We start from the raw sequence: 23110 nt of genomic DNA, 5'->3' as shown, positions 1-23110 counted from the left end.
GGAGGGATGCGCATTCGTTGACCGATCGGTCGGCGAATGGTAAATCCGTGGGGTCAGGAGCCAAGCGATGTACACGACCGAACTCAGCAAATCGAAGACCGTCGAGCATATCGAAGATCCGGCCAAGCTCGCCGCATTCGAGGCGCGGGTCGCGGCCGATGAGTTCATCGAACCCAAGGACTGGATGCCGGAGGCTTATCGCCGCACGCTGACCCGCCAGATTTCGCAGCATGCGCACAGCGAGATCGTCGGCATGCTGCCCGAGGGCAATTGGATCGGTCGCGCGCCATCGCTGCGTCGCAAGGCGATCCTGCTCGCCAAGGTGCAGGACGAGGCCGGCCACGGCCTCTATCTCTATTCCGCCGCCGAGACGCTGGGCACGAGTCGCCGGGAAATGATTGAGGCGCTGCATTCGGGGAAGGCGAAGTACAGCACCATCTTCAACTATCCGACGCTCACCTGGGCGGACATCGGCGCGATCGGCTGGCTGGTCGACGGCGCCGCGATCATGAACCAGGTGCCGCTGCAGCGTACCTCCTACGGCCCCTATGCCCGCGCGATGGTTCGTGTCTGCAAGGAAGAGAGCTTCCACCAGCGCCAGGGCTATGAGATCATGATGCACCTCGCCGCCGGCACCGACGATCAGAAGCGGATGGCGCAGGATGCACTCAACCGCTGGTGGTGGCCGTCGCTGATGATGTTCGGCCCGCCCGATGCGGACAGCCCCAATACCGCCCAGTCGATGCGCTGGCGGATCAAGCGCGACACCAATGACGACCTTCGCCAGAAGTTCGTCGATATCACCGTGCCGCAGGCGGAGGCGATCGGCCTCACCGTCCCGGACCGCGATCTTGCGTGGAACGACGCGAAGGGCGGCTATGATTTCGGCGCTGTCGATTGGGAGGAATTCTACGCGGTCGTCCGCGGCGAAGGCCCGGTCGCCAAGGAGCGGATGAAGGCGCGCCGCGACGCGTGGGAGCAGAACGCGTGGGTCCGCGAGGCGGCCGCCGCCCATGCCGAAAAGCGGGCACGCAAAGCGGAGGCGGCATGATGCTCTTTCTCAAATCCTCCCCGGGACGGGGAGGGGGACCGCACGAAGTGCGGTGGAGGGGGCTCTCCGCGCACACAGGGGGCCTCCGAACCCCCTCCACCAGCCTGTGGCTGGTCCCCCTCCCCGTTCCGGGGAGGATTTCGTGAGCGACTGGCCGCTCTGGGAAGTGTTCGTCCGTGCCAAGGGCGGCATGTCGCACCGCCATGTTGGCAGCGTCCACGCGCCCGATGCCGAGATCGCGATCCGCCACGCCCGCGACACCTACACCCGGCGAATGGAAGGGGTGAGCCTGTGGGTCGTGCAATCCGCCGCGATCACTGCGTCCGATCCGTCCGACGACGCAGCGATGTTCGCGCCCGCCGAGGACAAGATCTACCGCCACCCGACCTTCTACGACATTCCCGACGGCATCACCCACATATGATGGGGATCATCACCACCCTTTCGCCGCTCGGGCTGAGCCTGTCGAAGCCCTGTCCTTCTCTGTGCTCAAGCGCGGAAAGAAAGGCAGCCCTTCGACACGCTCAGGGCAGGCGGAGGGTCGATTAATGCCCTCGCTCCCCACCATCGAGAAGGATGTCGAGGCGAAGGCCGCGCGTGCGCCCGATCACGGCGCGTTCGATGCGCCGGTCGAAGCAGCGCATCGCGATGCGTTGTTCGATTATCTCTGCCGGCTCGGCGACGACAGCCTGATCCTCGGCCACCGGCTCGGCGAATGGTGCGGCCATGCGCCGGCGGTGGAGGTCGATCTCAGCCTCGCCAACATGGCACTCGATCTGGTCGGGCAGGCGACGCATTTCCTCAACGCCGCGGGCGCGCTGGAAGGGAAGGGCCGCGACGGTGATGCGCTCGCCTTCCGTCGCGACGTGCTCGATTTCCGCAACTGCCTTCTCGTCGAGCAGCCGAATGGCGATTTCGCCCAGACGATGGCGCGGCAATTCTATTTCTCGACCTGGCAGCACCTGCTGTTCGATCATCTGACGCGCTCCAGCTACGCCCCGATCGCCGATGTCGCCGCCAAGGCGGTCAAGGAAGTCGCCTATCACCGCGTGCTCAGCGCCGAATGGGTGGTCCGCTTGGGCGACGGCACCCACGAGAGCCGCGCGCGGATGATCGCCGGGCTCGACTGGATGGCGCGCTTCGTCCCCGAACTGTTCGAGAGCGACGGAACCGTCGCCGCGATGGCGGAGGCGGGAATCGGCGTCGATCCGGCGGTCTTCCGGTCGGATTACGAAAGCGCGATCGGCGCGGTTCTGGCCGAAGCGACGCTCGACGCGCCGCCCGCACAGCGCCCCATCCTCGGTGGCCGCCGCGGCCACCACAGCGAGCATCTCGGCCACCTGCTCTGCGTGATGCAATTCCTGCCGCGCACTTATCCGGACGCGACATGGTGAGCGTGGTGGTCGATCAAGTGCGACGCGCGAAAGCCCCTCCCCTTGATGGGGAGGGGTTGACGTGGGGTGGCGCTCAAGAACGAGGCCGAGCGTCTTCCGGAGACGCCACCCCCACCCAACCCTCCCCCATCGAGGGGGAGGGCTCGATCTGGCAGGTCCTCGAAGCCGTCCCTGATCCCGAAATCCCTGTGCTCGGGATTACCGATCTCGGCATCGTGCGCCATGCCGATGCGGATCGCGTCGTGCTCACGCCGACCTACACCGGCTGCCCCGCCACGCATGTGATCGAGACGATGGTCCGCGAGGCGCTCGACGCCGCAGGCTATCGCGCCACGCGGATCGAGACGGTGCTGACCCCGCCGTGGACGACCGACTGGATCACCGGGGAGGGCCGTGCGAAGCTCAAGGCCTATGGCATCGCGCCGCCGCTGCCTGCCGGTGTCCGCGCCGTCGAATGTCCGCAGTGCGGATCGTCCGACACCGCCGAGATCAGCCGCTTCGGCTCGACGCCGTGCAAGTCGCTCTGGCGCTGCCATGCGTGCCTCGAGCCGTTCGACCATTTCAAGTGCCACTGAGATGTCCGCCAGCTTCCATCGCCTGACCGTCGCCGAAATCGTGCCCGAAACGGCCGATGCCAAATCGATCCGCTTTGCCGTGCCGGAGGAGCTGAAGGAGACGTTCCGCTTTGCGCCCGGCCAGCATCTCACCTTGCGCACCGAGATCGGCGGCGAGGACGTGCGCCGCAACTATTCGCTGTGCGTCGCGCCCGACGAGGGGCAGCTCAAGGTCACCGTCAAGCGCATCGCGGGCGGCGTCTTTTCCGGCTGGGCGAACGAGCATCTGAAGCCCGGCGACAGCGTCGAGGTGATGGCGCCGCACGGCAGCTTCACGCGCGAGTTTTCGCCCGGCCACAGCGGTCATTACGTCGGCTTCGCGGGCGGCTCGGGGATCACCCCCGTCATCTCGCTCATCAAGACCGCGCTCGCGGTCGAGCCGGAGAGCCGGTTCACGCTCTTCTACGGCAATCGTGACAGCATGTCGGTGATCTTTCTGGAGGAGCTGGCGAAGCTGAAGAACCGTCACATGGGGCGGCTTGAGATCCATCATTTCCTGTCCGACGAGTTCGAGGACATCGAGTTGTTCAACGGCATGCTCGACCGCGCCAAATGCGACGCGATCCTCGAAACCCTCGTCGATCCCGCTGCCGTCGACGCCTTCTTCATCTGCGGCCCCGGGCCGATGATGGAAGCGGCGGAAGAGGCGCTCGCCGCGCGCGATGTCCCGCGTGAAAAGGTCCATGTCGAACGCTTCACCGCCGATCGCCCGTCGGCCGCGCAGGCGGCGGAGATGCAGGCGCTGACCGAGCAGGTGTCGGGCGCGGCGATGCTGGTGACGCTCGACGGACGCAAGCGCCGTGTGCCGTTCGACGCAGCAGCGGGTAACATTCTTGACAGCGCTCGCGCCGCCGGGCTCCCGGCGCCTTATGCCTGCAAGGCGGGCGTGTGCGCCACCTGCCGCGCGCGTGTCGTTTCCGGCGAGGTCGAGATGGCGGCGCGCTACGGCCTCACCGACGAGGAGGTCGCGGCCGGCTATGTGCTGACCTGCCAGTCGGTGCCGAAGGGCGAGGGCGTCGAGCTCGACTACGACGCCTGAGCGTCAGCCTTTCGAAAGCTGTTGCAGGATGAGCATCGCCTGTTCGGCGCCCGATTCCGGCACGATCTCGCCATTGCGGTCGACGATCCGGTCCCAGTTGGCCGCGACTGCCTCGACGCTGCGGTCGTCCGCAGGCAGCGCCACGCCCGGCGTCAGCGTGACATAGCAGGCCTGGAACACGCCCGCGCCCGCACCGAGGATCACGTTGCTCGGCGCATCGTCGGACACGAGGTAGATCGCGCCAGGCGTGACTAGTGCGGGATCGAACGCCGTCAGCATCGCCTCGGGCAGCAGATCCTCGGTCATCCGCGTCGCCGCCGTCGGCGCTATCGTGTTGACGTGGATATTGTACTTTGCGCCTTCCAGATGAAGCGTCTTGGCAAGCCCTGCGAGACCGAGCTTCGCCGCGCCATAATTGGCCTGGCCGAAATTGCCGAACAGACCGGTCGAGGATGCGGTCATCAGGATGCGGCCATAGGCTTGGTCGCGCATCCCGTTCCACACCGCCTTGGTGCAAATCGCCGATCCGGTGAGATGCACGTCCACCACCGTGCGGAAATCGGGGATGTCCATCTTGGCGAAGCTCTTGTCGCGCAGGATGCCGGCATTGTTGATGAGGATGTGAATGCCGCCCCAACGCTCGCGCGCAGCGGCCACCATTTCCTCGACCTGCGCTTCGTCGGTGACGCTCGCGCCATTGGCGATCGCTTCGCCGCCGGCCGCGCGTATCTCTTCGGCGACCTGCTCGGCGGTGTCGGAGCTGCCCGATCCGTCCCGCGCGCCGCCAAGGTCGTTGACCACGACGCGCGCGCCGCGACGTGCGAGCTCCAACGCGTAGGTGCGGCCAAGCCCGCCGCCGGCGCCGGTGACAATGGCAACGCGTCCGTCAAACGATAGGGTCATGTCGGAATTCGTTCCCCGCTCTGCTCGCGCAAGTCATGGGGGAGGGGCCGTCCGCTGGCAAGCAGCGGCGAAGCGGCGGGGCGCGCATGGCGCCCCGCCGTAAGCATCAGCGCGTGCGGCCGCGCTCGTAGGTCTGCACGCACCCGTCGGTGACGGTCTTGGTGCAGGGCTTGTATTCCTTGGTCGATGCCTGGGTGGCGAACACTGCCTGTTGGTTCGGCGCGGGCACGGCCGGACCGGACGGCGGAGCCTGGTTGGCGCCACCCGGCGCCATTGCGGGATCAGACACCACGGGGATGCCACGCGCATCGCGTTCTGGAGCGGCATTGCCCGGCGCGACCGTCGAGCCGCCGGCCATCGGGGCGGGCGCAGGCGCCATCTCGGTGGCGTTCGGATCGTTCGCCGTTTCCGGCGGCATCGTATCGGTGCTGGTCTGTGCGATAGCCGCGCCGCCGAGCATCAGGGCGGCCGCAAACATGATCGTCTTCATCGAAGATCTCCTCTGGTGAGCCGCCGGTACGCAGGCGACATGCGACCTAAACGTGGACGAAACGATTTTTCTCCATTGACGAAGAATGTTTGCGCGGCGGTTGAAAACGCGCCGGAAATATGTCGATTGGCGCGATGACCAAGCCATCGCACTGGCTCGTGAAATCCGAGCCGAACAAATATGCCTGGGACGATCTGGTCCGCGACAAGCGGACGATCTGGGACGGCGTACGCAACAACCAGGCGGCGCTCTATCTGAAGGCGATGCAGGTCGGCGACGAACTGCTTTATTATCATTCCAACGAGGGGCTGGCGATCGTCGGCATCGCCGAGGTGGTGCGCACCGCCTATCTCGATCCGAGCGACAAGAGCGGCCGCTTCGTCGCGGTCGACGTCGCGCCCGTCCGCCCGTTGCCGCAGCCGGTTACCCTCAAGGCGCTGAAGGCCGAGCCGGCGCTCGCCGGAATGGCGATGTTCCGCCAGTTTCGCTTGTCGGTGACGCCGATCACCGAGGAGGAATGGTCGGTGATCCTGAAGATGGGGGGCGAATAAAGGCCGTCAGGCGGTGCCGTCGGCATCCAGCGCGTAACCGGCCGAACGGACGGTGCGGATGATGTCCGGTCGTCCTTCCAGATTGATCGCTTTCCGGAGCCGCCGGATGTGCACGTCCACGGTGCGCGGCTCGATGTAGGAATCGTGCCCCCAGACCGCGTCGAGCAGACGCTCGCGCGAGAAGACTCGGCCGGGATGTTCGAGGAAGTGGCGCAGCAGGCGGAATTCGGTCGGCCCGAGCGCGACGGTCTGTCCGCCGCGCTTTACCTTGTGGCTGACGATGTCCATCTCGAGATCGGAATAGCCGAGCTGTTCGCCGGCGAGCGCGGGCCGGACCCGGCGCAGCACCGCGCCGACGCGCGCGACCAGCTCGCGCGGGCTGAACGGCTTGGTAACATAATCGTCGGCACCCGTCTCCAGGCCGCGGACGCGATCCGTCTCCTCGCCGCGCGCGGTGAGCATGATGATCGGGACGTTGGCGGTCTCCGAATGGCGGCGAAGGCGGCGGCAGACCTCGATCCCCGACACGCCCTCGATCATCCAGTCGAGCAGCACGATGTCGGGCGGGTTCTCGGTCGCGAGCAGCATTGCCTCCTCGCCGTCCGCGGTGCGCTCGACCTCGAACTCCTCGCGGGTGAAATGATAGACGAGCAGCTCGGCGAGCGCGCTGTCGTCCTCGACCAGCAGGATGCGGCCCTTAGCCATCGCTGCCGACCGTTTCCGTAGCAGCACCGCGCGGGCGGTCCGCAACATGCAAGCCGGTAGCCGCGAAATAGACCATCTCGGCGGCGTTGGTGGCGTGATCGCCGATCCGCTCGAGATTCTTTGCGACGAAGAGGAGGTGCGTCGCCGGTGTGATGTTGTGCGGATTCTCCATCATGAAGGTGAGGAGCGTGCGGAAGATCGAATTGTAGAAATCGTCGACCGCGCGGTCGCGCTCGCAGACCGCCAGCGCCTTCTCGGCATCGCGCGCGGCGAAGGCGTCGAGCACGCTGTGCACCATCTCGCCCGCGATCCGCGCCATTTCCGGGAGTAGCGACAGCGGCTCGATAACCGGTGCTTCGCCGATCACCTGCACGCGCTTGGCGATATTCTTGGCATAATCACCGATCCGCTCGACGACGCTTGCGATCTTCAACGCCGCGATCACCTCGCGCAAATCGTCCGCCATCGGCGCGCGCAGCGCGATGAGCTGGACGGCGGCGCGCTCCAGCTCGGTTTCCAGCGCGTCGATCCGCCGGTCCGCCTCGACGACGCGAAGAGCACCCTCGCTGTCGCGCTGCACCAGCGCGCGCATCGCCTCGCGGATCGCTTCCTCGGCCAGCCCGCCCATCTCCGCGATGGTCGCGCGCAGCTCGTCGAGGTCCTGATCGAAGGCTTTGACCGTATGTCCCGTTGTCGCCATCGTGATGCTCCTCAGCCGTACCGGCCGGTGATGTAATCCTTGGTCCGCGTCTCGGTCGGGTTGGTGAAGATGGCAGAGGTGTCGCCATATTCGACCAGATGGCCGAGGTGGAAAAAGGCGGTGCGCTGCGAGACGCGCGCGGCCTGCTGCATGTTGTGGGTTACGATCACGATCGCGTAGCGCCCGCGCAGCTCGTGGATCAGTTCCTCGATCTTGGCGGTGGCGATCGGATCGAGCGCCGAGCAGGGCTCGTCCATCAGGATCACTTCGGGATCGACCGCGATCGCGCGGGCGATGCAGAGTCGCTGCTGCTGGCCGCCGGAAAGCGCGGTGCCGCTATCGGCGAGGCGGTCCTTGACCTCGTCCCATAGGCCGGCGCGCTTCAGCGACCGCTCGACGATGCCTTCCAGCTCGGACTTGCTGGTCGCGAGGCCGTGGATGCGCGGACCGTAGGCGACATTGTCGAAGATCGATTTCGGAAACGGATTGGGCTTCTGAAAGACCATGCCGACACGGGCGCGGAGCTGGACCACGTCCATACCGGAGGAATAGATGTCCTCGCCATCGAGCGTGATCCGGCCCTCAACACGCGCCGAGGCGATCGTGTCGTTCATCCGGTTGAGTGTCCTGAGAAACGTCGATTTCCCGCAGCCCGACGGGCCGATGAAGGCGGTGACATTGTCCTGATCGATGTCGATCGAGACGTCGTCGATGGCCTTCTTGTTGCCGTAGAAGACGCTGACATTTTCGGCGCGGATGCGCGGATCGCCGTCGTGGCTGTGATCGGCGCGCTGGTGCGCGGCGATGTCGCTCATGCTCATGTCTGTCATCATTTTCACCAGCGGCGCTCGAACTTGTTGCGAAGATAGATGGCGAGGCCGTTCATCGCGAGGAGGAAGGCCAGAAGGACGATGATCGCCGCCGACGTCTTCTCGACGAAACCGCGGCTGACCTCGTCCGACCAGAGGAAGATCTGGACGGGAAGAACGGTGGCAGGATCGGTGATCCCGCTGGGCGGCGTCGCGATAAAGGCGCGCATACCGATCATCAGCAGTGGTGCCGTCTCGCCCAGCGCGCGCGCCATGCCGATGATCGTGCCGGTGAGGATACCGGGCAGCGCCAGCGGCAGGACATGGTGGAACACGACCTGCACCGGCGACGCGCCGATGCCGAGCGCCGCGTCGCGGATCGAGGGCGGCACCGACTTGATCGCGTTGCGGCCGGCGATGACGATGACGGGCATCGTCATCAGTGCCAGCGTCATCCCGCCGACCAGCGCGGCGGAGCGCGGCAGGTGCATGACGTTGAGGAAAACCGCGAGGCCGAGCAGGCCGAAGATGATCGAGGGGACCGCCGCGAGATTGTTGATCGACACTTCGATGAGGTCGGTCCAGCGGTTCCGCGGCGCATATTCCTCGAGATAGACCGCGGCCAGCACGCCGATCGGGAAGGCGAGGGCGATGGTCACCAGCATGGTGAGGAGCGATCCCTTGAACGCGCCCCAGATGCCGACGAGGGTCGGATCGGTCGAATCCGCGCCGGTGAGGAAGCTCCAGTTGAGCCCGGTGCGGACCGCGTCGCGCGCTTCGAGCCCAGCGTGGATCTTTTCCGCCTCTGCGCTGCCGCTGCTTTTGGCGGCCAGGTCGATGTCGGTCGCGGCGGGCACCCAGAGATCGGCCTGACGCTGGAGCAGTGCGGGATCGTCGCGCGCCGCATCGCGCAAAGCGACCCATGCCCCATCGGACAAGAGCCGGTCGCCAGTCTCGCCATAGGCCGCCTTCGCCGCAGCATCGGTGACGCCTTGGAAATCGGCCGCGGCGAGCGCCGCATTGGCCTGTCGCGCGTCGCCGGCGAGCAGCGCCGGATCGATCATCAGCGACGAGCGCGCGAAATCGACCGGCAGGCGGATTTCGGTCTGCGTGAAGCCCCGCGCCCCATTGCCGACCATCGTCAGCAGCAGGAAGGCGAGGAAGCCGACCGACAGCAGGATGGCGAGCAGCCCCATGAGCCGGAAGCGGCGCTCCGCAGCATAGCGGCGGCGGATGCGGCGCTGCATCGCCGCGCCCTTCCAGTCGGTCGGGCTGCGTTCAACGGCGCTATTCATAAGCTTCCCGATATTTCCGCACGACGCGCAGCGCGACGATGTTGAGCAGCAAGGTGACGATGAACAGTACCAGCCCCAGCGCGAAGGCGGCGAGCGTCTTGGCGCTGTCGAATTCCTGATCTCCGGTAAGGAGCTGGACGATCTGGGTCGTCACCGTGGTCACGCTGGCGAACGGATTGGCAGTGAGGTTGGCGGCGAGACCCGCGGCCATCACCACGATCATCGTCTCGCCGATCGCGCGGCTGACCGCGAGCAGAACCCCGCCGACGACGCCCGGAAGCGCCGCGGGGAGCAGCACTTGCTTGATCGTCTCGGACTTGGTGGCGCCCATCGCGAGGCTGCCGTCGCGCATCGCCTGCGGCACCGCGGCGATCGAATCGTCGGCCATCGAGGAGACGAAGGGAATGATCATCACTCCCATGACCAGCCCGGCGGCGAGCGCGCTTTCGGACGACGCGCCGGGAATGCCGACCGCAGCGGCGAAGCTGCGGATTGCAGGCGCGACGGTGAGCGCGGCGAAATAGCCGTATACCACGGTGGGGACACCGGCCAGCACCTCGAGGATCGGCTTCAGCCAGGCGCGGGCGAGGGGGCTCGCATATTGGGTGAGGAAGATCGCGCTCATCAAGCCGAGCGGAATGGCGACGATCATCGCGATGATCGCGCCGATGAAGATCGTGCCCCAGAACAGGGGAATGGCGCCGAACGCGCCCGACGATCCGACCTGATCGGCACGGATCGCGGTCTGCGGGCTCCACTGCGTGCCGAACAGGAATTCGATCGGCGAGACCTTGCTGAAGAAGCGCAGCGATTCGAACAGCAGCGAGGCGACGATGCCGACGGTGGTGAGGATCGCGATCAGCGATGCGGTGAGCAGCGCCGCCATCACCAGCCGCTCGACGCGCGAGCGGGCGCGGAAGGCAGGGCCGATGCGCGTGAAGGCGAACGCGCCGCCCGCGAAGGCGATCAGCACTGTGACTGCTGCGGCGACCCAACCATAGGTGGCGGCGGCGTCGCGATAGGCTTCGGCGAGCGCCTTGGATTCGGGACGGAAGGCGAATTGCAGCTTGCCCTCCGCCAGCGCGCGGACCTCTGCGAGCGCGGCGGCGCGGTCGATCGACGCGGCGGGAAGCGATGCGGCGGCGGGGTGATGCAGCGCGGCGTCCATCGCGAGACCGGGCGCGAGCAGGCTCCAGACGATCAGGAAGGCGGCGGCGGGCACCAGCGCCCACAAGGCAACATACCAGCCGTGATAGCCGGGCAGCGAATGCGCGCGCTGCGGCGCGGGGCCGGCCAGCGCCAGCGCGCGGGCACGGGCACTCGCCCAGGCGATCGCGCCCAAGCCGAGCAGCAGGAAGAACAGGCTGAAGGTCGTCACGGCCTCGGTCGAAATCCTCGATTGCCCCGGCGGGCCGACGGTCAATCCATGCCCGGCGCCTCGCTAGGGTCGTTTCGAGTGCCCTGTGTGACGTTTACGTGACTCTTTGATGACATCGGCCCCGGTCCGGCGGCGCGCGGAAGCAACACCGAGACCTGCGTGCCCTCTCCGGGAGTCGAGCGGATATCGAGCTGGCCGCGGTGCCGCCCGACGATATGCTTGACGATCGCGAGGCCGAGGCCGGTGCCGCCCATTGAGCGGCTGCGGCCGGGATCGACGCGATAGAATCGCTCTGTGAGGCGCGGTATATGATCGGGCTCGATGCCTTCGCCGCGGTCGATGACGGTGACGCGCAGCATTTCGGCACCCGCATCCTCGAAGCGGACGGTCACCGTCTCGCCCGCGCGGCCATATTTGATCGCGTTGACGATGAGGTTCTGGAGGAGCTGGAGGAGCTGGGTGCGATCGCCGAGCGCTACGGGCTGGGCGGCATCAGCGACGACCTCGATCCGACCGCCGCGCGCTTCGAGCAATTGCCCTGCGCCGACGCGGACCTCCTCGACCAGCGGCAGCAGCGGCACCGATTCGCGCGGCGGGCTGAATCGCTCGGCCTCGATTCGCGACAATGAGATGAGATCGTCGACCAGCCGGTGGATGCGGCGCGCCTCGGCATACATGAGGTCGACGAAGCGGCCTCGCGTCGCGGGATCGCCCGCGGCCTGATCGTCGTCGCGCAGCGTCTCGAGGAAGCCGAGCACGGTGGCGAGCGGGGTGCGCAACTCGTGGCTGGCATTGGCGACGAAATCGACGCGCATCTGTTCGGAGGCGTGCGCGGCGCTGCGGTCGGTCAAGCGGACAAGATGGCTGCCGTCCTCCATCCGGCTCGTCGCCATCTGCCAGCGCCGGTCGCGCTCGCCGAGGCCGATCAGATCGGCGCGGGTGACGCTCGATTCCGGCCGCTCGGCGGACAATTGCTCGGCGGCGGCGGGGTGGCGGATGGCGAGGCGGACGTCGACGCCCTCGATATGATCGCCGAGCACCGCGCGCGCCGCCGAATTGGCGGCGATCACGCGGCGATCGCGCACCACCAGCATCGGCTCGTCGATCGCCTCCAGCAGCCGCGCGGTGTCGGGGAGGGTGGACAGGGCGGCGCGCTGGCCGTCGTCGCTTCGGGGGCCGCCGTCGCCCGGCCATGCCAGTGCCGCCGCCGCAAGGCCGGCGATGAGCGCGACCAGCGCCGCCGCGACCGGGGCGCCCGCCGACAGCGCCAGCGCCAGCCCTGCCGCGACGAAGGCGGCGGCGATGATCAGGCGGCGCGGCGATACGCTGTTCATGTCCGCCTCCTATCCGTCCCGCGATGATACCGCCACCATCGCCGTCTTGCCGCAGCTTTACGCTTGTGAAAGGCCGCTGGGATTATGGCCGAGGGCATGAGCGAAGACAGCGGCAAGGCGCAGGAGATCGATCTCGCGGCGGCGAGCCGGCGGAGCGTGCTGATGCTCGGCGCGGTCGCGGCCTCGACGGTGGTGACGGTGCGCCCCGCGCTGGCGCAGACGGCGGGATCGGTGCTCAACTGCCAGATCCCGGTGCCGACGCCGCAATCCGGCGGCAGCTACATCGCTGCCGATGGCAGCCTGGTTGCGCCGGGGACGCCGGGGGCCTTTCCGCCCGCGCGCCGCCCGATCACCGGCCAGGAGGCTAAGCGGCTGCTGAACAGCGGCTATGCGCCCGCCGGCATGGATGCCGAGGCGAGCCAGGCCTATGCCAATTACATCCGCCGTCTGCAGCAGGGCATGAGCGGCTTCACCTGCTACGCCTCGCTGCAGATGTCGCGTTAAGCGGTGCCGGCATGTCCGGCCCCGTCTATCGTTCCGATCCCGCCGATGCGGTGCAGGTTGTCCCGCTCGACGGGCTGACCCTGCTCTTCCATCGCCCCTCGGGGCTGACGCATTTCCTTGCATCGCCCGCGCCGGAAATCCTTGACGCGCTTGCCGAAGCCCCCGCCGACGCATCGGCGCTCGCCGATCGGCTTGCCGCGCGGTTCGATCTCGGCGAGGGCGCGGTCGAGGCGCTTGCGGCGCGGCTCGGCGAGCTGGAGGCTGCGGGTCTGGTGCAGCGGGCATGAAGCACAGCCTCCGCCTCACGGTTGGCCCGGTCACGTTCCGAATTGGATCCGAATGGAGCGCGCCGGTCGACACTCTTCGGCATCTCTATGCGGGCTATAACGACGCCGATGCGGTCGCCGATTTCACCGTGCGGCTGGAGGCGGAGCGTCCGTGGCGGCGCTGGATCCGCCCCTCGATCGCGATCCGCGGCGATTTCATGCTGCCCGAAGCCGCGCCGCTCTCGATCGCTCACGGCCTGCTCGCCGCCGAGATGGGGATGAACCTTCAGATGGCGCTGGGGCAGAAGCGGTATCTGCTGCTCCACGCCGCGAGCGTCGAGCGGGACGGGCGCGCCCTGCTGCTCACGGGCCTCTCGGGTGCGGGGAAATCGACGCTGTCCGCGATCCTGGGCGAGCGTGGCTGGCGCTTCATGGGCGACGAATTCGCGCTGCTCGGCCTCGACGACGGACTGCTGCATCCGTTCCCGCGCGCGGTCAGCCTCAAGAATAGCGCGATCGACGCGATGCGCGCGATGCTCCCCGAAGAGCGGTTCGGGCCGCAGCTCTACGGCACGCCGAAAGGGACGATCCGCCATCTCCGCCCTTCGGTAGAGGCCGTCGCGCGCATGCGAGAACCCGCGCGGCCCGCGCTGATCCTGTTCCCGCGCTTCGGCCATGACTGGCCCGCCGAGGTGCGGTCGGTCGGCGAGGCGGAGCTGTTCATGCGGCTGACCCAGGCATCGACCAATTATGTCGCGCTCGGCGAGCCGGCCTTTGCAGCGCTCACCGCGCTGGTGAAGCTCCCGGCGCGCGCGGTCGATTATGGCAGCACCGACGAAGCCGTCGCGATGGTTGAACAACTGTGGCGCGAGGCGGCATGAGTCCGGCGCGCTGCCTGATTCGCGCACTTCGCAAGCCGCAGAGCGTTCGTGGCCTTTCGCCGACGGATTGGGAAGCGATGATCGCCGTCGCACGCGCCGAGCAATTGCTTGCTGCGCTCGCAATCCGCACCGCGCCGTTCGCGCCGGAAGGAAAGATCGCCGCGATCCTTGACGACGCGCGCCGCGACTGCGCGCGCGGGCGGACGCTCGCACTCTGGGAAGCGGAGATGGCGCGCCGTGCGCTTGCGCCGCTCGGCATGCCGGTCGTGCTGCTAAAGGGCACCGCTTATGCCGCGGCCGGGCTGGACGCCGGGGAAGGGCGCTATATCGGCGATCTCGATCTGCTGGTGCCCGCGCGCCATCTCGATGCGGCGCAGGCCGCGCTGCTTGCCGCCGGGTGGGAATGGGTCAAGGCGGACGCCTATGACGATCTCTATTATCGCCGCTGGATGCACGAGCTGCCGCCGCTGATCCACAAGGAGCGCGACCGGATGGCAGATGTGCACCACACCATCCTGCCGCCGACCGCGCGCCCGACGCCCGATGCCGACGCTTTGGTCCGCGATGCGACGCGTCTGGAGAGCGGGCTCAGCGTCTTCTCGCCACCCGATCTCGTCCTCCACTCCGCCGCGCATCTCTTTGCCGACGGCGACCTGGGGGGCGGGCTCCGCAACCTGTGGGACATCGACCGGCTGCTGCGCGAGTTCGATTGTCCTGCGTTCCGCGAGGCGCTCATAGAGCAGGCGGCACTGCACCAGCTCGCACCCGCGGTGCGCCGCGCTCTCCGGCTGTCGCATCGTCTCTATGGTACGCCCGTCGATCATGGCTTCGCAGGACGGCTGAGCATCGTCGACCGCCTGTTCGCCGCGCGGCTTGTCGCGCGTGACGGTTGGGGGCGAGAGACGCGCAAGGCCCTCCGCTTCGCTTTCTACGTCCGCTCGCACTGGCTGCGAATGCCGCCGCTGATGCTCGCGCGACACCTGCTGACCAAGCTCGGCAAGCGCCGAGCCGCCGCATCGCCGGCGGTCGAGGCCACCGCCTAGCACGCCTTCGCCTTGGATTTCGCCGCCGCCGGTGCCACATGGCGCGGCATGGAGACGATCGAGAGGTTCGAACAGCCGCACCCGCTGGTCCGGCGCGTGCTGGCGCCCAATCCGTCTCCGTTCACCTATACCGGCACCTGGACGCATATCGTGGGTGCGGGCGAAGGGCTGGCGGTCATCGATCCCGGCCCCGACGACGCGGACCACATCGCAAGGATTATCGGTGCGGTGGGCGACGCGTCGATCGCCGCCATCGTTTGTACCCACACGCATCGCGACCACAGCCCCGCCGCCCGCGCGCTCGCGGAGAAGACCGGCGCTCCGATCGTCGGCTGCGCGCCGCTGGCCATCGAAGATTTGGGTCCTCGCGCCGACGCGGCTTTCGATTTCGACTACACGCCCGATCGCATCCTTGCCGATGGCGAATGGATCGCCGGGGACGACTGGACGCTGGAAGCGGTGGAGACGCCCGGACATACTTCCAACCACCTCTGCTTCGCGCTGCCGGAAGCCGACATCTTGTTCAGCGGCGATCACGTGATGGGCTGGTCGACCAGCATCGTCTCGCCGCCCGATGGTGACATGGCCGCCTATATGGCGAGCCTCGACAAGCTGCTGGCGCGTGAGGAAGCGCTCTACCTCCCCGCGCACGGCCCCGCGATCGAAAATCCTCGCAAGCTGGTCCGCGGCATGCTGATGCACCGCCGCCAGCGCGAGCGGCAGATATTGCGTCAGCTCGAACAGGGCGAAGGAAGTGTGCCGGAAATGGTCAAGGCGATGTACCGGGGCGTCGATCCGCGGCTGCACCCCGCGGCGGAACGTTCGGTGCTCGCCCACCTCATCGATCTTCGCGCGCGCGGGCTCGTCATGGGCGACGGCGCAGAATGGAGGCTGGCGGCATGATCCGCCGTGGTCCGCTCGTCATCGCAATCGTCGCGGGACTGCTCGTCGGCGGGCTGCTCTTGGCGCTCGTCGGCGGGGCGAAATGGTTCCGCTCCGGCCCCGATGCCGAAGCAGTGGCGAGCGCGAGCCTGCAATCGGTGCGCGAGCAGGCGCGGCTGACCCCGTTCGTCGCGCGCTATGTCGCCGTCGTGACCGCGACGCAGCGCCGCTATGGCCTTAGTGCGCAGAAGACGATCATCATGCCGGGCACTGTTCGCTATGACATCGACCTCGCGAAACTGGGCGATGACGATCTCGCCTGGGATGCCGCGGCGAAGCGGCTAACCGTCACGCTGCCGCCGATCGAGCTCGCCGGACCCGAGATCGATCTCGGCGCGGTGCAGGAATATTCGGGCGGCGGCGTGCTGATGCGGCTCACCGACGCGGAGGCCGCGCTCGACACCGCCAACCGCCGCGCCGCGCAGAAGAGCCTGCTCGATCAGGCGCGCGGGCCGGTGCCGATGAGGATGGCGCGCGACGCAGCGCGCAAGGCAGTCGCGCGCAGCTTCGCGCTGCCGCTGGGCGCAGCGGGCATCGAAGCGACCGTGGTCGCGCGCTTTGCCGACGAGGCCGGCGCCGACGATCCGTCATGGCTCGACAGGTCGCGCCGGATGGAGGATGTGCTGGCCGAGGAGACCGCGAAGCAATGAACGCACCGAACGTCAGCCTGAAGGGCCTGGACCTCCGCGCCGAGATCGACCGGCTGCGCAAGGAGCGCAACGCGGTGATCCTCGCGCATTATTACCAGACGCCGGACATCCAGGACCTGGCCGATTTCGTCGGCGACAGTCTCGACCTCAGCCGCAAGGCCGCGGCGACGGACGCCGAGGTGATCGCCTTCTGCGGCGTCCGTTTCATGGCCGAGACGGCGAAGATATTGAGCCCCGATAAGATCGTTGTCCTGCCCGACATGGATGCGGGCTGCAGCCTCGAGGATTCTTGCCCGCCGGACCAGTTCCGCGCGTTCCGCGAGCGGCATCCGGATCATATCGCGCTCAGCTACATCAACTGTTCGGCGGCGGTGAAGGCGCTGAGCGACATCATCGTCACCTCGTCGTCGGCCGAAATCATCCTGAGCCAGATCCCGGCCGACCAGAAGATCATCTTCGGGCCGGACAAGCATCTCGGCGGCTATCTGGCGCGCAAGACCGGGCGCGACATGCTGCTGTGGCCCGGCGTCTGCATCGTCCACGAGGCGTTTTCGGAAACGGAGCTTCTGAAGCTCAAGGCACAGCATCCCGGCGCGCCGGTCCTCGCGCACCCGGAATGCCCGCCGCACATCATCGACCATGCGGATCACGTCGGATCGACGAAGAGCATCCTCGATTACGCGCTGGCGAGCGATGCGGAGACTCTGCTGGTCGCGACCGAGCCGCACATCATCCACCAGATGGAAAAGGCGGCGCCGCACAAGAAGTTCATCGGCGCGCCGGGCGCGGACGGCAACTGCAACTGCAACATGTGCCCCTATATGGCGCTCAACACGATGGAGAAGCTCTACGTGGCGCTGCGCAATCTTCAGCCGCGCATCGAGCTCGACGAGGATCTGCGCGCCGCCGCGCAGAAGCCGCTCGAGCGGATGCTGGAAATGGCGGGGCGCACGGTGGGGCAGGGCGATGTCGGCAAGCCCGTGATTTCCGGCGACTGATGCGCAAGCGGGGGTGACGTAGCGGCGCAGATCACCTAGCAATCCCGGCAGTTATCTTGCTGCTGGAGATTGATGTGCACCGTCCCGCGCTCGCCCTTGCCGCCATCCTCGCGCTTGCCGCCGCCGCGCCGGCCGCGTCGAGCGATGATCCCTATCTCTGGCTGGAAGAGATCGAGGGTGCGAAGGCGCTCGATCAGGTCAAGACGTGGAATGCGGCGACCGAGGCACTGCTGACCAAATCGCCCGGTTACGAGCAGGATCGGACCCGCGCCCGCGCCATCCTCGACGACGAGCAGCAGATCGCGCTGCCCGAGGATGTGATCGGTGCCAATGTCACCAACATCTGGCGCGACGCGAAGAACCCGCGCGGACTGTGGCGCGTCGCCAGCCTCGACAGCTATGCCGCAGGCAAGCCGCAATGGCGGACGCTGATCGACGTCGATGCACTCGGCAAGGCGGAGGGCAAGAGCTGGGTGTGGCACGGCGCCAATTGCCTGGCGCCCGAATATGTGCGCTGCCTCGTCTCGCTGAGCCCCGGCGGCACCGATGCCGACGTGGTGCGCGAGTTCGATGTCTCCACCGGCAAATTCGTCGAAGGTGGCTTCATGCTGCCCGAGGCCAAGAGCAGCGCCGCCTGGGTCGACAAGAACACGTTGCTGATCGCGACCGACTGGGGCGAGGGGTCGCTCACCGCATCGGGCTATCCGCGCATCGCCAAGCTCTGGAAGCGCGGCACGCCGATCACCACGGCGACGACGGTCAAGGAAGGCGAGGCGAGCGACGTCAGCCTGCAGGCCTTCTCGCAGCGCGACGGCGGCCGCATCTGGCCAATCCTCAACCGCGGCAAGACATTCTACACCGACGAGATGTTCGTCGGCACGGCAAACGGCAAGTTCGTCCCTGTGCCGGTTCCCGACACCGCCTCCTATCAGGACGTGATCGGCGGGCGGCTGATTTACAAGCTCAACCGTGATTGGGACGCGTTGAAGGCGGGATCGATCGTCGCCATACCGCTCGCCGACGTCGCGGCGGGCCGCGCGGTGACGCCAGAGTTGGTGATGGCGCCGAGCAAGAGCCAGGCGATCGAAGAGGTCTCGTCATCCGACTCGATCCTCTGGGTCAAGGCGCTCGATGACGTGTCGGGCAAGCTCTTCGCGCTGCGCCGCGGGGGCGACGGGCGCTGGGCCGCGACCGCAGTGCCGCTGGCGGGCAACAGCACCGTCCAGATCGCCGGCGTGGCGGGCGAGCGCAACATGGCCTTCGCGACTGTCGAGGGCATGCTGACCCCGCCGACGCTCTATGCGGTCGGCGCGGACGGCAAGGCGGCGGCCGTGCAGAGCCTTCCCGCCAAGTTCGACGCCGCGGCGATGGAGGTCGAGCAGCGCTTCGCCACCTCGAAGGACGGTACGCGCGTGCCTTATTTCCTCGTCCGCAAGAAGGGCGTGAAGGGGCCGGTGCCCGCGCTGATCCACGCCTATGGCGGCTTTCGCGCGGCGCAGACGCCGACCTATCTCACTGGCCAGCCTTATCGCTCCGGCCCGCTCGGCATGGTCTGGGTGGAGGACGGCAACGCCTATGTCCTCGCCAACATCCGGGGCGGGGGCGAATATGGCCCCGCCTGGCACGAGGCGGCGCTACGCGAGAAGCGGCAGAACAGCTTCGACGATCTCCACGCCGTCGCCGAGGATCTGGTCAAGACGGGCGTCAGCGCCAAGGGCAAGATCGCGATTTCGGGCCGTTCCAACGGCGGTGTGCTGGTCGGTGCGGCGCTCGTCCAGCGTCCCGATCTCTATGGCGCGGTGATCTCGGGATCGCCGCTCCACGACATGAAGCGCTACACCAAGCTGCTCGCCGGTGCATCGTGGGCGGCCGAATATGGTGATCCCGACAAGCCCGAGGATTGGGCGTTCATGTCGAAATATTCGCCCTATCAGAACGTGAAGAAGGGCGTGAAATACCCGCCGGTCTTCTTCTATCTCTCGACCAAGGACGATCGCGTCCATCCCGGCCACGCGCGCAAGATGGCCGCGCGGCTCGGCGACTATGGCAACGCCGTCTATTATCACGAGTATCTGGAGGGCGGTCACTCGGTCGGCGCCGACCATGCCGAGGATGCGGTCCGCGCCGCGCTGCTCCACGCCTTCCTCCAGCGGGAGCTAAGCGGGGAGGGGAAGTGAGGCTCGATCTCGAAGGCTTCGATCTCGATGCCTTCGTTCGCGCGACGTTGGCGGAAGACCTGGGGCCAACCGGCCGCGATGTGACGTCGGAGGCGGTGATCCCCGCCGATGCGCGGTTCCGCGGCGTGATGGACAGTCGCGATGCGATCGTCGTCGCGGGGCTGCCGATCGCGGAGACCTTCTTCCGCGCGCTCGATCCCGATGTAGCGATCGAGCCGCTAGTGGCGGAAGGCGACGCGGTGCCGGCGGGGACCGATCTTCTCCGCCTCACCGGCAACGCGCGGGCCTTGCTGACCGCCGAGAGGTCGGCGCTCAACACACTTCAGCATCTCTCCGGTATCGCGACGCTGACCCGCGCCTATGTCGATGCCATCGCGGGGACCGGCGCGATCCTGCTCGATACGCGCAAGACCATCCCCGGCCTTCGCATCCTCGAGAAATATGCGACGCGCATGGGCGGCGCACAGAACCACCGCATGGGGCTGTGGGATGCGGCGATGATCAAAGACAATCATGTCGCCGTGGCGAGCGGCGTCGGCGAGGCGGTGCGCCGCGCGGTCGATGCCGGGGTCGATCGGATTATCGTGGAGGTCGATCGGCTCGATCAGATCGAGCCGGCGATCGCTGCCGGGGCGACGCATCTGCTGCTCGACAATATGGATGCGCCTATGCTGCGCCAGGCCGTCGCGCTGGTCGCGGGCCGAGTGCCCACCGAAGCGAGCGGCGGGGTCACGCTGGAAACGATCCGCGCCAAGGCGGAGACCGGTGTCACCTACATCTCGGTGGGCCGCATAACCCAGTCCGCGCCTGCCGCCGACATCGGCTTGGACTTCGCCTCAGTCTAGGGGCGCCGCTCCACCACCTCGCCCTCGACGATCATCGTGTGCGGGTGATGCTTGTCGAGCCACTTCTTGAGGATGCGCAGGTTGCGCGTGTTCGAGCGGAAGGCGAAGTCGAAGATGTCGCCGACCAGCGGGATCGCGCCCAGCGCCGTGTCCACCCCGACATTGCCCGCCATGCGCATGAGGTGGAACTTCGACATGCCGAGGTTGCGCGCCTCCCACACCATCCAGGCGCCCATCGCGGCGGTGATCACGTCGCCCACAACCGGGACGAGGCCGACGATCGCATCGAGCCCGACAGGGCGGTTGATGCCGGGTACGATGAAGGCGCGCTCCAGCACCGCCTCCATCGCTTCGAGCCGCCGCCGCACCGACGCGGGGTCGCGTCCGACGGGAAGCTGGCCGGCGATGCGATCGAAATGGTCTTGCGGGCTCGGCATGGCGGTCCGCCTTCAGGGCTGGTTGGCGAGGAGCGACCCGGCGGCGCGGATCGCGAAGGGGTTGGGCTGGAAGCCGGTGAGGCGCGGCGACACCAGCGACCAGCGCACCGGCGCGGTGACCGGGATGAACAGGCTGGCGTCGGTCAGCATACGGTCGGCACCGGCAAGCAGGCTGGCGCGCTCGTTCATATCCTGCGTAGTGCGCGCGGCGTCCATCATCGCATCGGCCTCCGGCTGGCAGATGGGAACCTCACCGCAGCGGAAGGCGCGGACGTACCAGCTCGCAAGCGACGCGGGCGCGACGCGATCGATCAGGCGAAGGTCCGCGGCATTGCCCGGCGCGACGCGCTCGGCCTCGACCCCGATCGCGCGCCAATCGCGGCGGATATGCGCGAAGAGCACGCGGTAGCCGAAGCCGTCCGGCATCTCGATGCGGATGCGTGGCCGTCCGCCGTCCTGCGCAGCGATTACCTGCGCGGCGAGCGTGCGACGCATCGGCAGCGGGCTTGCGCTCCAGTCGGGCGTCGCGGGGGCTGGGAGTTCGGCAACGCCGAGCGGCACGATCGTCGCGCGCGGCTGAAGATCGGGGACGCCGATCGCGGCGACGATCGCCTCGCGGTCGATTGCCATCGACAGCGCGCGGCGGACGAGGGGGTCAGCGACCGGTCCGTCATCGCGCACGGGTACGAGGCCGAACAATCCTGCCACAGGATCGAAGCGCAGCGCATTGCCGCGCGGCTCGGCCGCGGCGGCGATGGGAAGGTCGCCGAGCGTCCCGCCGATTACCGCGTCCGCGCTGCCCGAAGCGAACCGGGCGACGGCGCGCGCCGCCCGCTCGCCGCGCAGCACGATCTGCGGCGCGGCGGCTTCGTCCGGCTCGGCATCCTCCTCGTCGGGCAAGCGCAGCGTGATCGCACCGTCGCTGCGCGCCGCACGATAGGGGCCGGTGCCGCGGCCCGCGCGCAGGATCGCCATTTCGGGCGCGGCGAGGAGTTGGAGGAAATTGGGCCGCGGCGCGCGCAGGCTGATCTCGAGCACGTCGTCGGTCATCGGCTCGATGTCGGCGATCGCGCCCAGCACCGGCTTCAGCGGGTTGCGGCTGGCGCGGCTGAAGCTTGCGCGCAGCCGCTCCACCACCTGCTCGGCGGTGACCGCGCTGCCGTCCGACCAGGTGACGCGTGACAGACGGAAGGTGTAACGGAGCCCGTCGTCGGAGACGATCCAGCTCTGCGCGAGCGCGGGCTCGACCTGCCCGGTGGCGTCGAAGCGCACTAGGCCTTGCGCCGTGGCTTCGAGCAGGAAGGTGGACGGTGGGGCAAGCGGGCGGAGGTTCGGGTTGGCCAGCTCCGGCGGCCCGCCGATCGCGCTGATCGCCAGCGGCCCGCTCCCCTGGTCGCGGCAGCCGGCGAGCAGCAGCGCGGCCGTCACGACGATCATCCCGAGGAAACGCGAACTCTGCATCTGCCGGCACGATAGCGCAGAGAGATGGCTTTGTGATGGGGCAAGTTGCCGAAGCCCGACGATCGCCGCGCGGTTTTCCGCGGCAATGCGTTTACGCCCCATTTACGCATCTTCAACCTATGTCATGCTATCCGCGTCCCATTCCAAAGAGGCTTGGCGATGACGCGCTCGGAGCATGACAGATCCTCCTATTCGGCCCGCAATGCCGAACGAGTGCCCGTCGATTCGAGCACGCGGCTGACCTCACCGAGCGAATATGATGTCGAGGTCCGCATCCGCGACGTGTCGACCACCGGCTTCCTCGCCGAATGCGACGGTGCGATCGGCATCGGCAGCTTCGTCTCCTTGGAAGTGCCCGGGGTCGGCCTCGTCCGCGCGCAGGTCCGCTGGCAACTCGGCCCGCGGATGGGCGGCATGTTCCTTGATCCGATCAGCCTCGATCAATGCGAGTGGGTCGCGATCCGCGCGAAGGCTGCCTGAGCCACTGGTGCGGACGGCGGGACTCGAACCCGCACGCCCCGGAGGGCAGAAGATTTTAAGTCTCCGGCGTCTACCTGTTCCGCCACGTCCGCACGCCTGCCGGTAAAGGCCGCTTCGCCGGGGTGCGTCAAGCGCGGTGCATCACGGCAGTAGCGCCGGCGTT

General features: G+C 67.6%; 26 protein-coding genes and 1 tRNA gene. 16 read left to right on the top strand and 11 right to left on the bottom strand.

Annotated features, from left to right (window positions below; translation table 11 throughout):
- Positions 1-67: 67 nt before the first annotated feature.
- From paaA to paaE, 5 genes are all read left to right on the top strand, one after another.
- Positions 68-1051 carry a 1,2-phenylacetyl-CoA epoxidase subunit PaaA gene (gene paaA / locus B9N75_RS12940; protein WP_085219168.1) on the top strand — a complete coding sequence of 328 codons (984 nt, stop codon included), beginning with the start codon at positions 68-70 and terminating at the stop codon, positions 1049-1051.
- Positions 1052-1193: 142 nt separating this feature from the next.
- Positions 1194-1475, top strand: a complete 282-nt coding sequence (paaB, locus tag B9N75_RS14135; RefSeq protein WP_157123849.1) for a 1,2-phenylacetyl-CoA epoxidase subunit PaaB — start codon at positions 1194-1196, stop codon at positions 1473-1475.
- Between the two features lie 124 nt (positions 1476-1599).
- Positions 1600-2445, top strand: a complete 846-nt coding sequence (gene paaC, locus B9N75_RS12930; protein WP_085219166.1) for a 1,2-phenylacetyl-CoA epoxidase subunit PaaC — start codon at positions 1600-1602, stop codon at positions 2443-2445.
- Positions 2446-2501: 56 nt separating this feature from the next.
- Positions 2502-3020, top strand: coding sequence for a 1,2-phenylacetyl-CoA epoxidase subunit PaaD (gene paaD / locus B9N75_RS12925; RefSeq protein WP_425292397.1), 519 nt, complete (start codon positions 2502-2504; stop codon positions 3018-3020).
- A gap of 1 nt (position 3021) precedes the next feature.
- Complete coding sequence (gene paaE / locus B9N75_RS12920; protein ID WP_085219164.1) at positions 3022-4098, top strand: 1,2-phenylacetyl-CoA epoxidase subunit PaaE; 1077 nt, start codon at positions 3022-3024, stop codon at positions 4096-4098.
- Positions 4099-4101: 3 nt separating this feature from the next.
- Here paaE and B9N75_RS12915 read toward each other — a convergent pair whose 3' ends face one another.
- Positions 4102-5001, bottom strand: a complete 900-nt coding sequence (locus tag B9N75_RS12915; protein ID WP_085219163.1) for an SDR family NAD(P)-dependent oxidoreductase — start codon at positions 4999-5001, stop codon at positions 4102-4104.
- 106 nt (positions 5002-5107) lie between these two features.
- Positions 5108-5491 carry a hypothetical protein gene (locus B9N75_RS12910; RefSeq protein WP_085219162.1) on the bottom strand — a complete coding sequence of 128 codons (384 nt, stop codon included), beginning with the start codon at positions 5489-5491 and terminating at the stop codon, positions 5108-5110.
- A gap of 134 nt (positions 5492-5625) precedes the next feature.
- Between B9N75_RS12910 and B9N75_RS12905 the strand changes: the two genes are divergently transcribed.
- Complete coding sequence (locus B9N75_RS12905) at positions 5626-6042, top strand: EVE domain-containing protein (protein ID WP_172840886.1); 417 nt, start codon at positions 5626-5628, stop codon at positions 6040-6042.
- 6 nt (positions 6043-6048) lie between these two features.
- Here B9N75_RS12905 and phoB read toward each other — a convergent pair whose 3' ends face one another.
- Genes phoB through B9N75_RS12875 form a run of 6 tightly spaced genes read right to left on the bottom strand, consistent with a single transcriptional unit; the run spans position 6049 to position 12263 of the window.
- Positions 6049-6747, bottom strand: a complete 699-nt coding sequence (phoB, locus tag B9N75_RS12900) for a phosphate regulon transcriptional regulator PhoB (protein WP_085219685.1) — start codon at positions 6745-6747, stop codon at positions 6049-6051.
- On the bottom strand, positions 6740-7447 hold the full coding sequence (phoU, locus tag B9N75_RS12895; RefSeq protein WP_085219160.1) for a phosphate signaling complex protein PhoU: 708 nt from the start codon (positions 7445-7447) through the stop codon (positions 6740-6742). The genes phoB and phoU overlap by 8 nt, the downstream gene beginning before the upstream one ends.
- Positions 7448-7458: 11 nt before the next feature.
- The gene (pstB, locus tag B9N75_RS12890; protein ID WP_244552356.1) at positions 7459-8268 is read right to left on the bottom strand and encodes a phosphate ABC transporter ATP-binding protein PstB; all 810 of its coding nucleotides are present in this window, start codon (positions 8266-8268) and stop codon (positions 7459-7461) included.
- A gap of 14 nt (positions 8269-8282) precedes the next feature.
- Entirely contained in the window at positions 8283-9551 is a 1269-nt protein-coding gene (pstA, locus tag B9N75_RS12885) for a phosphate ABC transporter permease PstA (protein ID WP_085219159.1), read from the bottom strand.
- Complete coding sequence (gene pstC, locus B9N75_RS12880; protein WP_085219158.1) at positions 9544-10929, bottom strand: phosphate ABC transporter permease subunit PstC; 1386 nt, start codon at positions 10927-10929, stop codon at positions 9544-9546. The genes pstA and pstC overlap by 8 nt, the downstream gene beginning before the upstream one ends.
- A gap of 41 nt (positions 10930-10970) precedes the next feature.
- Positions 10971-12263, bottom strand: a complete 1293-nt coding sequence (locus B9N75_RS12875; protein ID WP_085219157.1) for an ATP-binding protein — start codon at positions 12261-12263, stop codon at positions 10971-10973.
- A gap of 96 nt (positions 12264-12359) precedes the next feature.
- On the opposite strand from B9N75_RS12875, the gene B9N75_RS12870 reads away from it, so the two are divergent.
- The 9 genes from B9N75_RS12870 (at position 12360) to nadC (ending at position 20569) form a co-directional block, all read left to right on the top strand.
- Positions 12360-12767, top strand: a complete 408-nt coding sequence (locus B9N75_RS12870; RefSeq protein ID WP_157123847.1) for a hypothetical protein — start codon at positions 12360-12362, stop codon at positions 12765-12767.
- Positions 12768-12778: 11 nt separating this feature from the next.
- Entirely contained in the window at positions 12779-13054 is a 276-nt protein-coding gene (locus tag B9N75_RS12865; RefSeq protein ID WP_085219155.1) for an HPr-rel-A system PqqD family peptide chaperone, read from the top strand.
- On the top strand, positions 13051-13914 hold the full coding sequence (locus tag B9N75_RS12860; RefSeq protein WP_085219154.1) for an HprK-related kinase A: 864 nt from the start codon (positions 13051-13053) through the stop codon (positions 13912-13914). Before B9N75_RS12865 ends, B9N75_RS12860 begins: the two co-directional genes overlap by 4 nt.
- Positions 13911-14957, top strand: coding sequence for a nucleotidyltransferase domain-containing protein (locus B9N75_RS12855; RefSeq protein ID WP_085219153.1), 1047 nt, complete (start codon positions 13911-13913; stop codon positions 14955-14957). Before B9N75_RS12860 ends, B9N75_RS12855 begins: the two co-directional genes overlap by 4 nt.
- Positions 14958-15005: 48 nt before the next feature.
- The gene (locus tag B9N75_RS12850; RefSeq protein WP_085219152.1) at positions 15006-15860 is read left to right on the top strand and encodes an MBL fold metallo-hydrolase; all 855 of its coding nucleotides are present in this window, start codon (positions 15006-15008) and stop codon (positions 15858-15860) included.
- Positions 15857-16549, top strand: coding sequence for a DUF4230 domain-containing protein (locus tag B9N75_RS12845; protein ID WP_244552355.1), 693 nt, complete (start codon positions 15857-15859; stop codon positions 16547-16549). Before B9N75_RS12850 ends, B9N75_RS12845 begins: the two co-directional genes overlap by 4 nt.
- Positions 16546-17547, top strand: coding sequence for a quinolinate synthase NadA (nadA, locus tag B9N75_RS12840; protein WP_085219150.1), 1002 nt, complete (start codon positions 16546-16548; stop codon positions 17545-17547). The genes B9N75_RS12845 and nadA overlap by 4 nt, the downstream gene beginning before the upstream one ends.
- 74 nt (positions 17548-17621) lie before the next feature.
- Positions 17622-19724 carry a prolyl oligopeptidase family serine peptidase gene (locus B9N75_RS12835; protein ID WP_085219681.1) on the top strand — a complete coding sequence of 701 codons (2103 nt, stop codon included), beginning with the start codon at positions 17622-17624 and terminating at the stop codon, positions 19722-19724.
- Positions 19721-20569 (top strand): carboxylating nicotinate-nucleotide diphosphorylase, encoded by an 849-nt coding sequence (gene nadC / locus B9N75_RS12830; protein WP_085219149.1) that lies wholly within the window; start codon positions 19721-19723, stop codon positions 20567-20569. Before B9N75_RS12835 ends, nadC begins: the two co-directional genes overlap by 4 nt.
- Here nadC and B9N75_RS12825 read toward each other — a convergent pair.
- Positions 20566-21006 (bottom strand): DUF4112 domain-containing protein, encoded by a 441-nt coding sequence (locus B9N75_RS12825; RefSeq protein WP_085219148.1) that lies wholly within the window; start codon positions 21004-21006, stop codon positions 20566-20568. The genes nadC and B9N75_RS12825 overlap by 4 nt on opposite strands.
- Positions 21007-21018: 12 nt before the next feature.
- The gene (locus B9N75_RS12820) at positions 21019-22467 is read right to left on the bottom strand and encodes an ABC transporter substrate-binding protein (RefSeq protein WP_085219147.1); all 1449 of its coding nucleotides are present in this window, start codon (positions 22465-22467) and stop codon (positions 21019-21021) included.
- A gap of 159 nt (positions 22468-22626) precedes the next feature.
- On the opposite strand from B9N75_RS12820, the gene B9N75_RS12815 reads away from it, so the two are divergent.
- Positions 22627-22947: a PilZ domain-containing protein gene (locus tag B9N75_RS12815; protein WP_085219146.1), complete on the top strand. Its 321-nt coding sequence runs from the start codon at positions 22627-22629 to the stop codon at positions 22945-22947.
- Between the two features lie 5 nt (positions 22948-22952).
- Here the strand turns inward: B9N75_RS12815 and B9N75_RS12810 are convergent.
- Positions 22953-23039: transfer RNA gene (locus B9N75_RS12810), tRNA-Leu, on the bottom strand.
- Between the last annotated feature and the right edge of the window lie 71 nt (positions 23040-23110).

The organism is Allosphingosinicella indica, assembly GCF_900177405.1.
Lineage (GTDB): Bacteria > Pseudomonadota > Alphaproteobacteria > Sphingomonadales > Sphingomonadaceae > Allosphingosinicella > Allosphingosinicella indica.
This window is presented reverse-complemented; position numbering and strand designations above follow the sequence as displayed.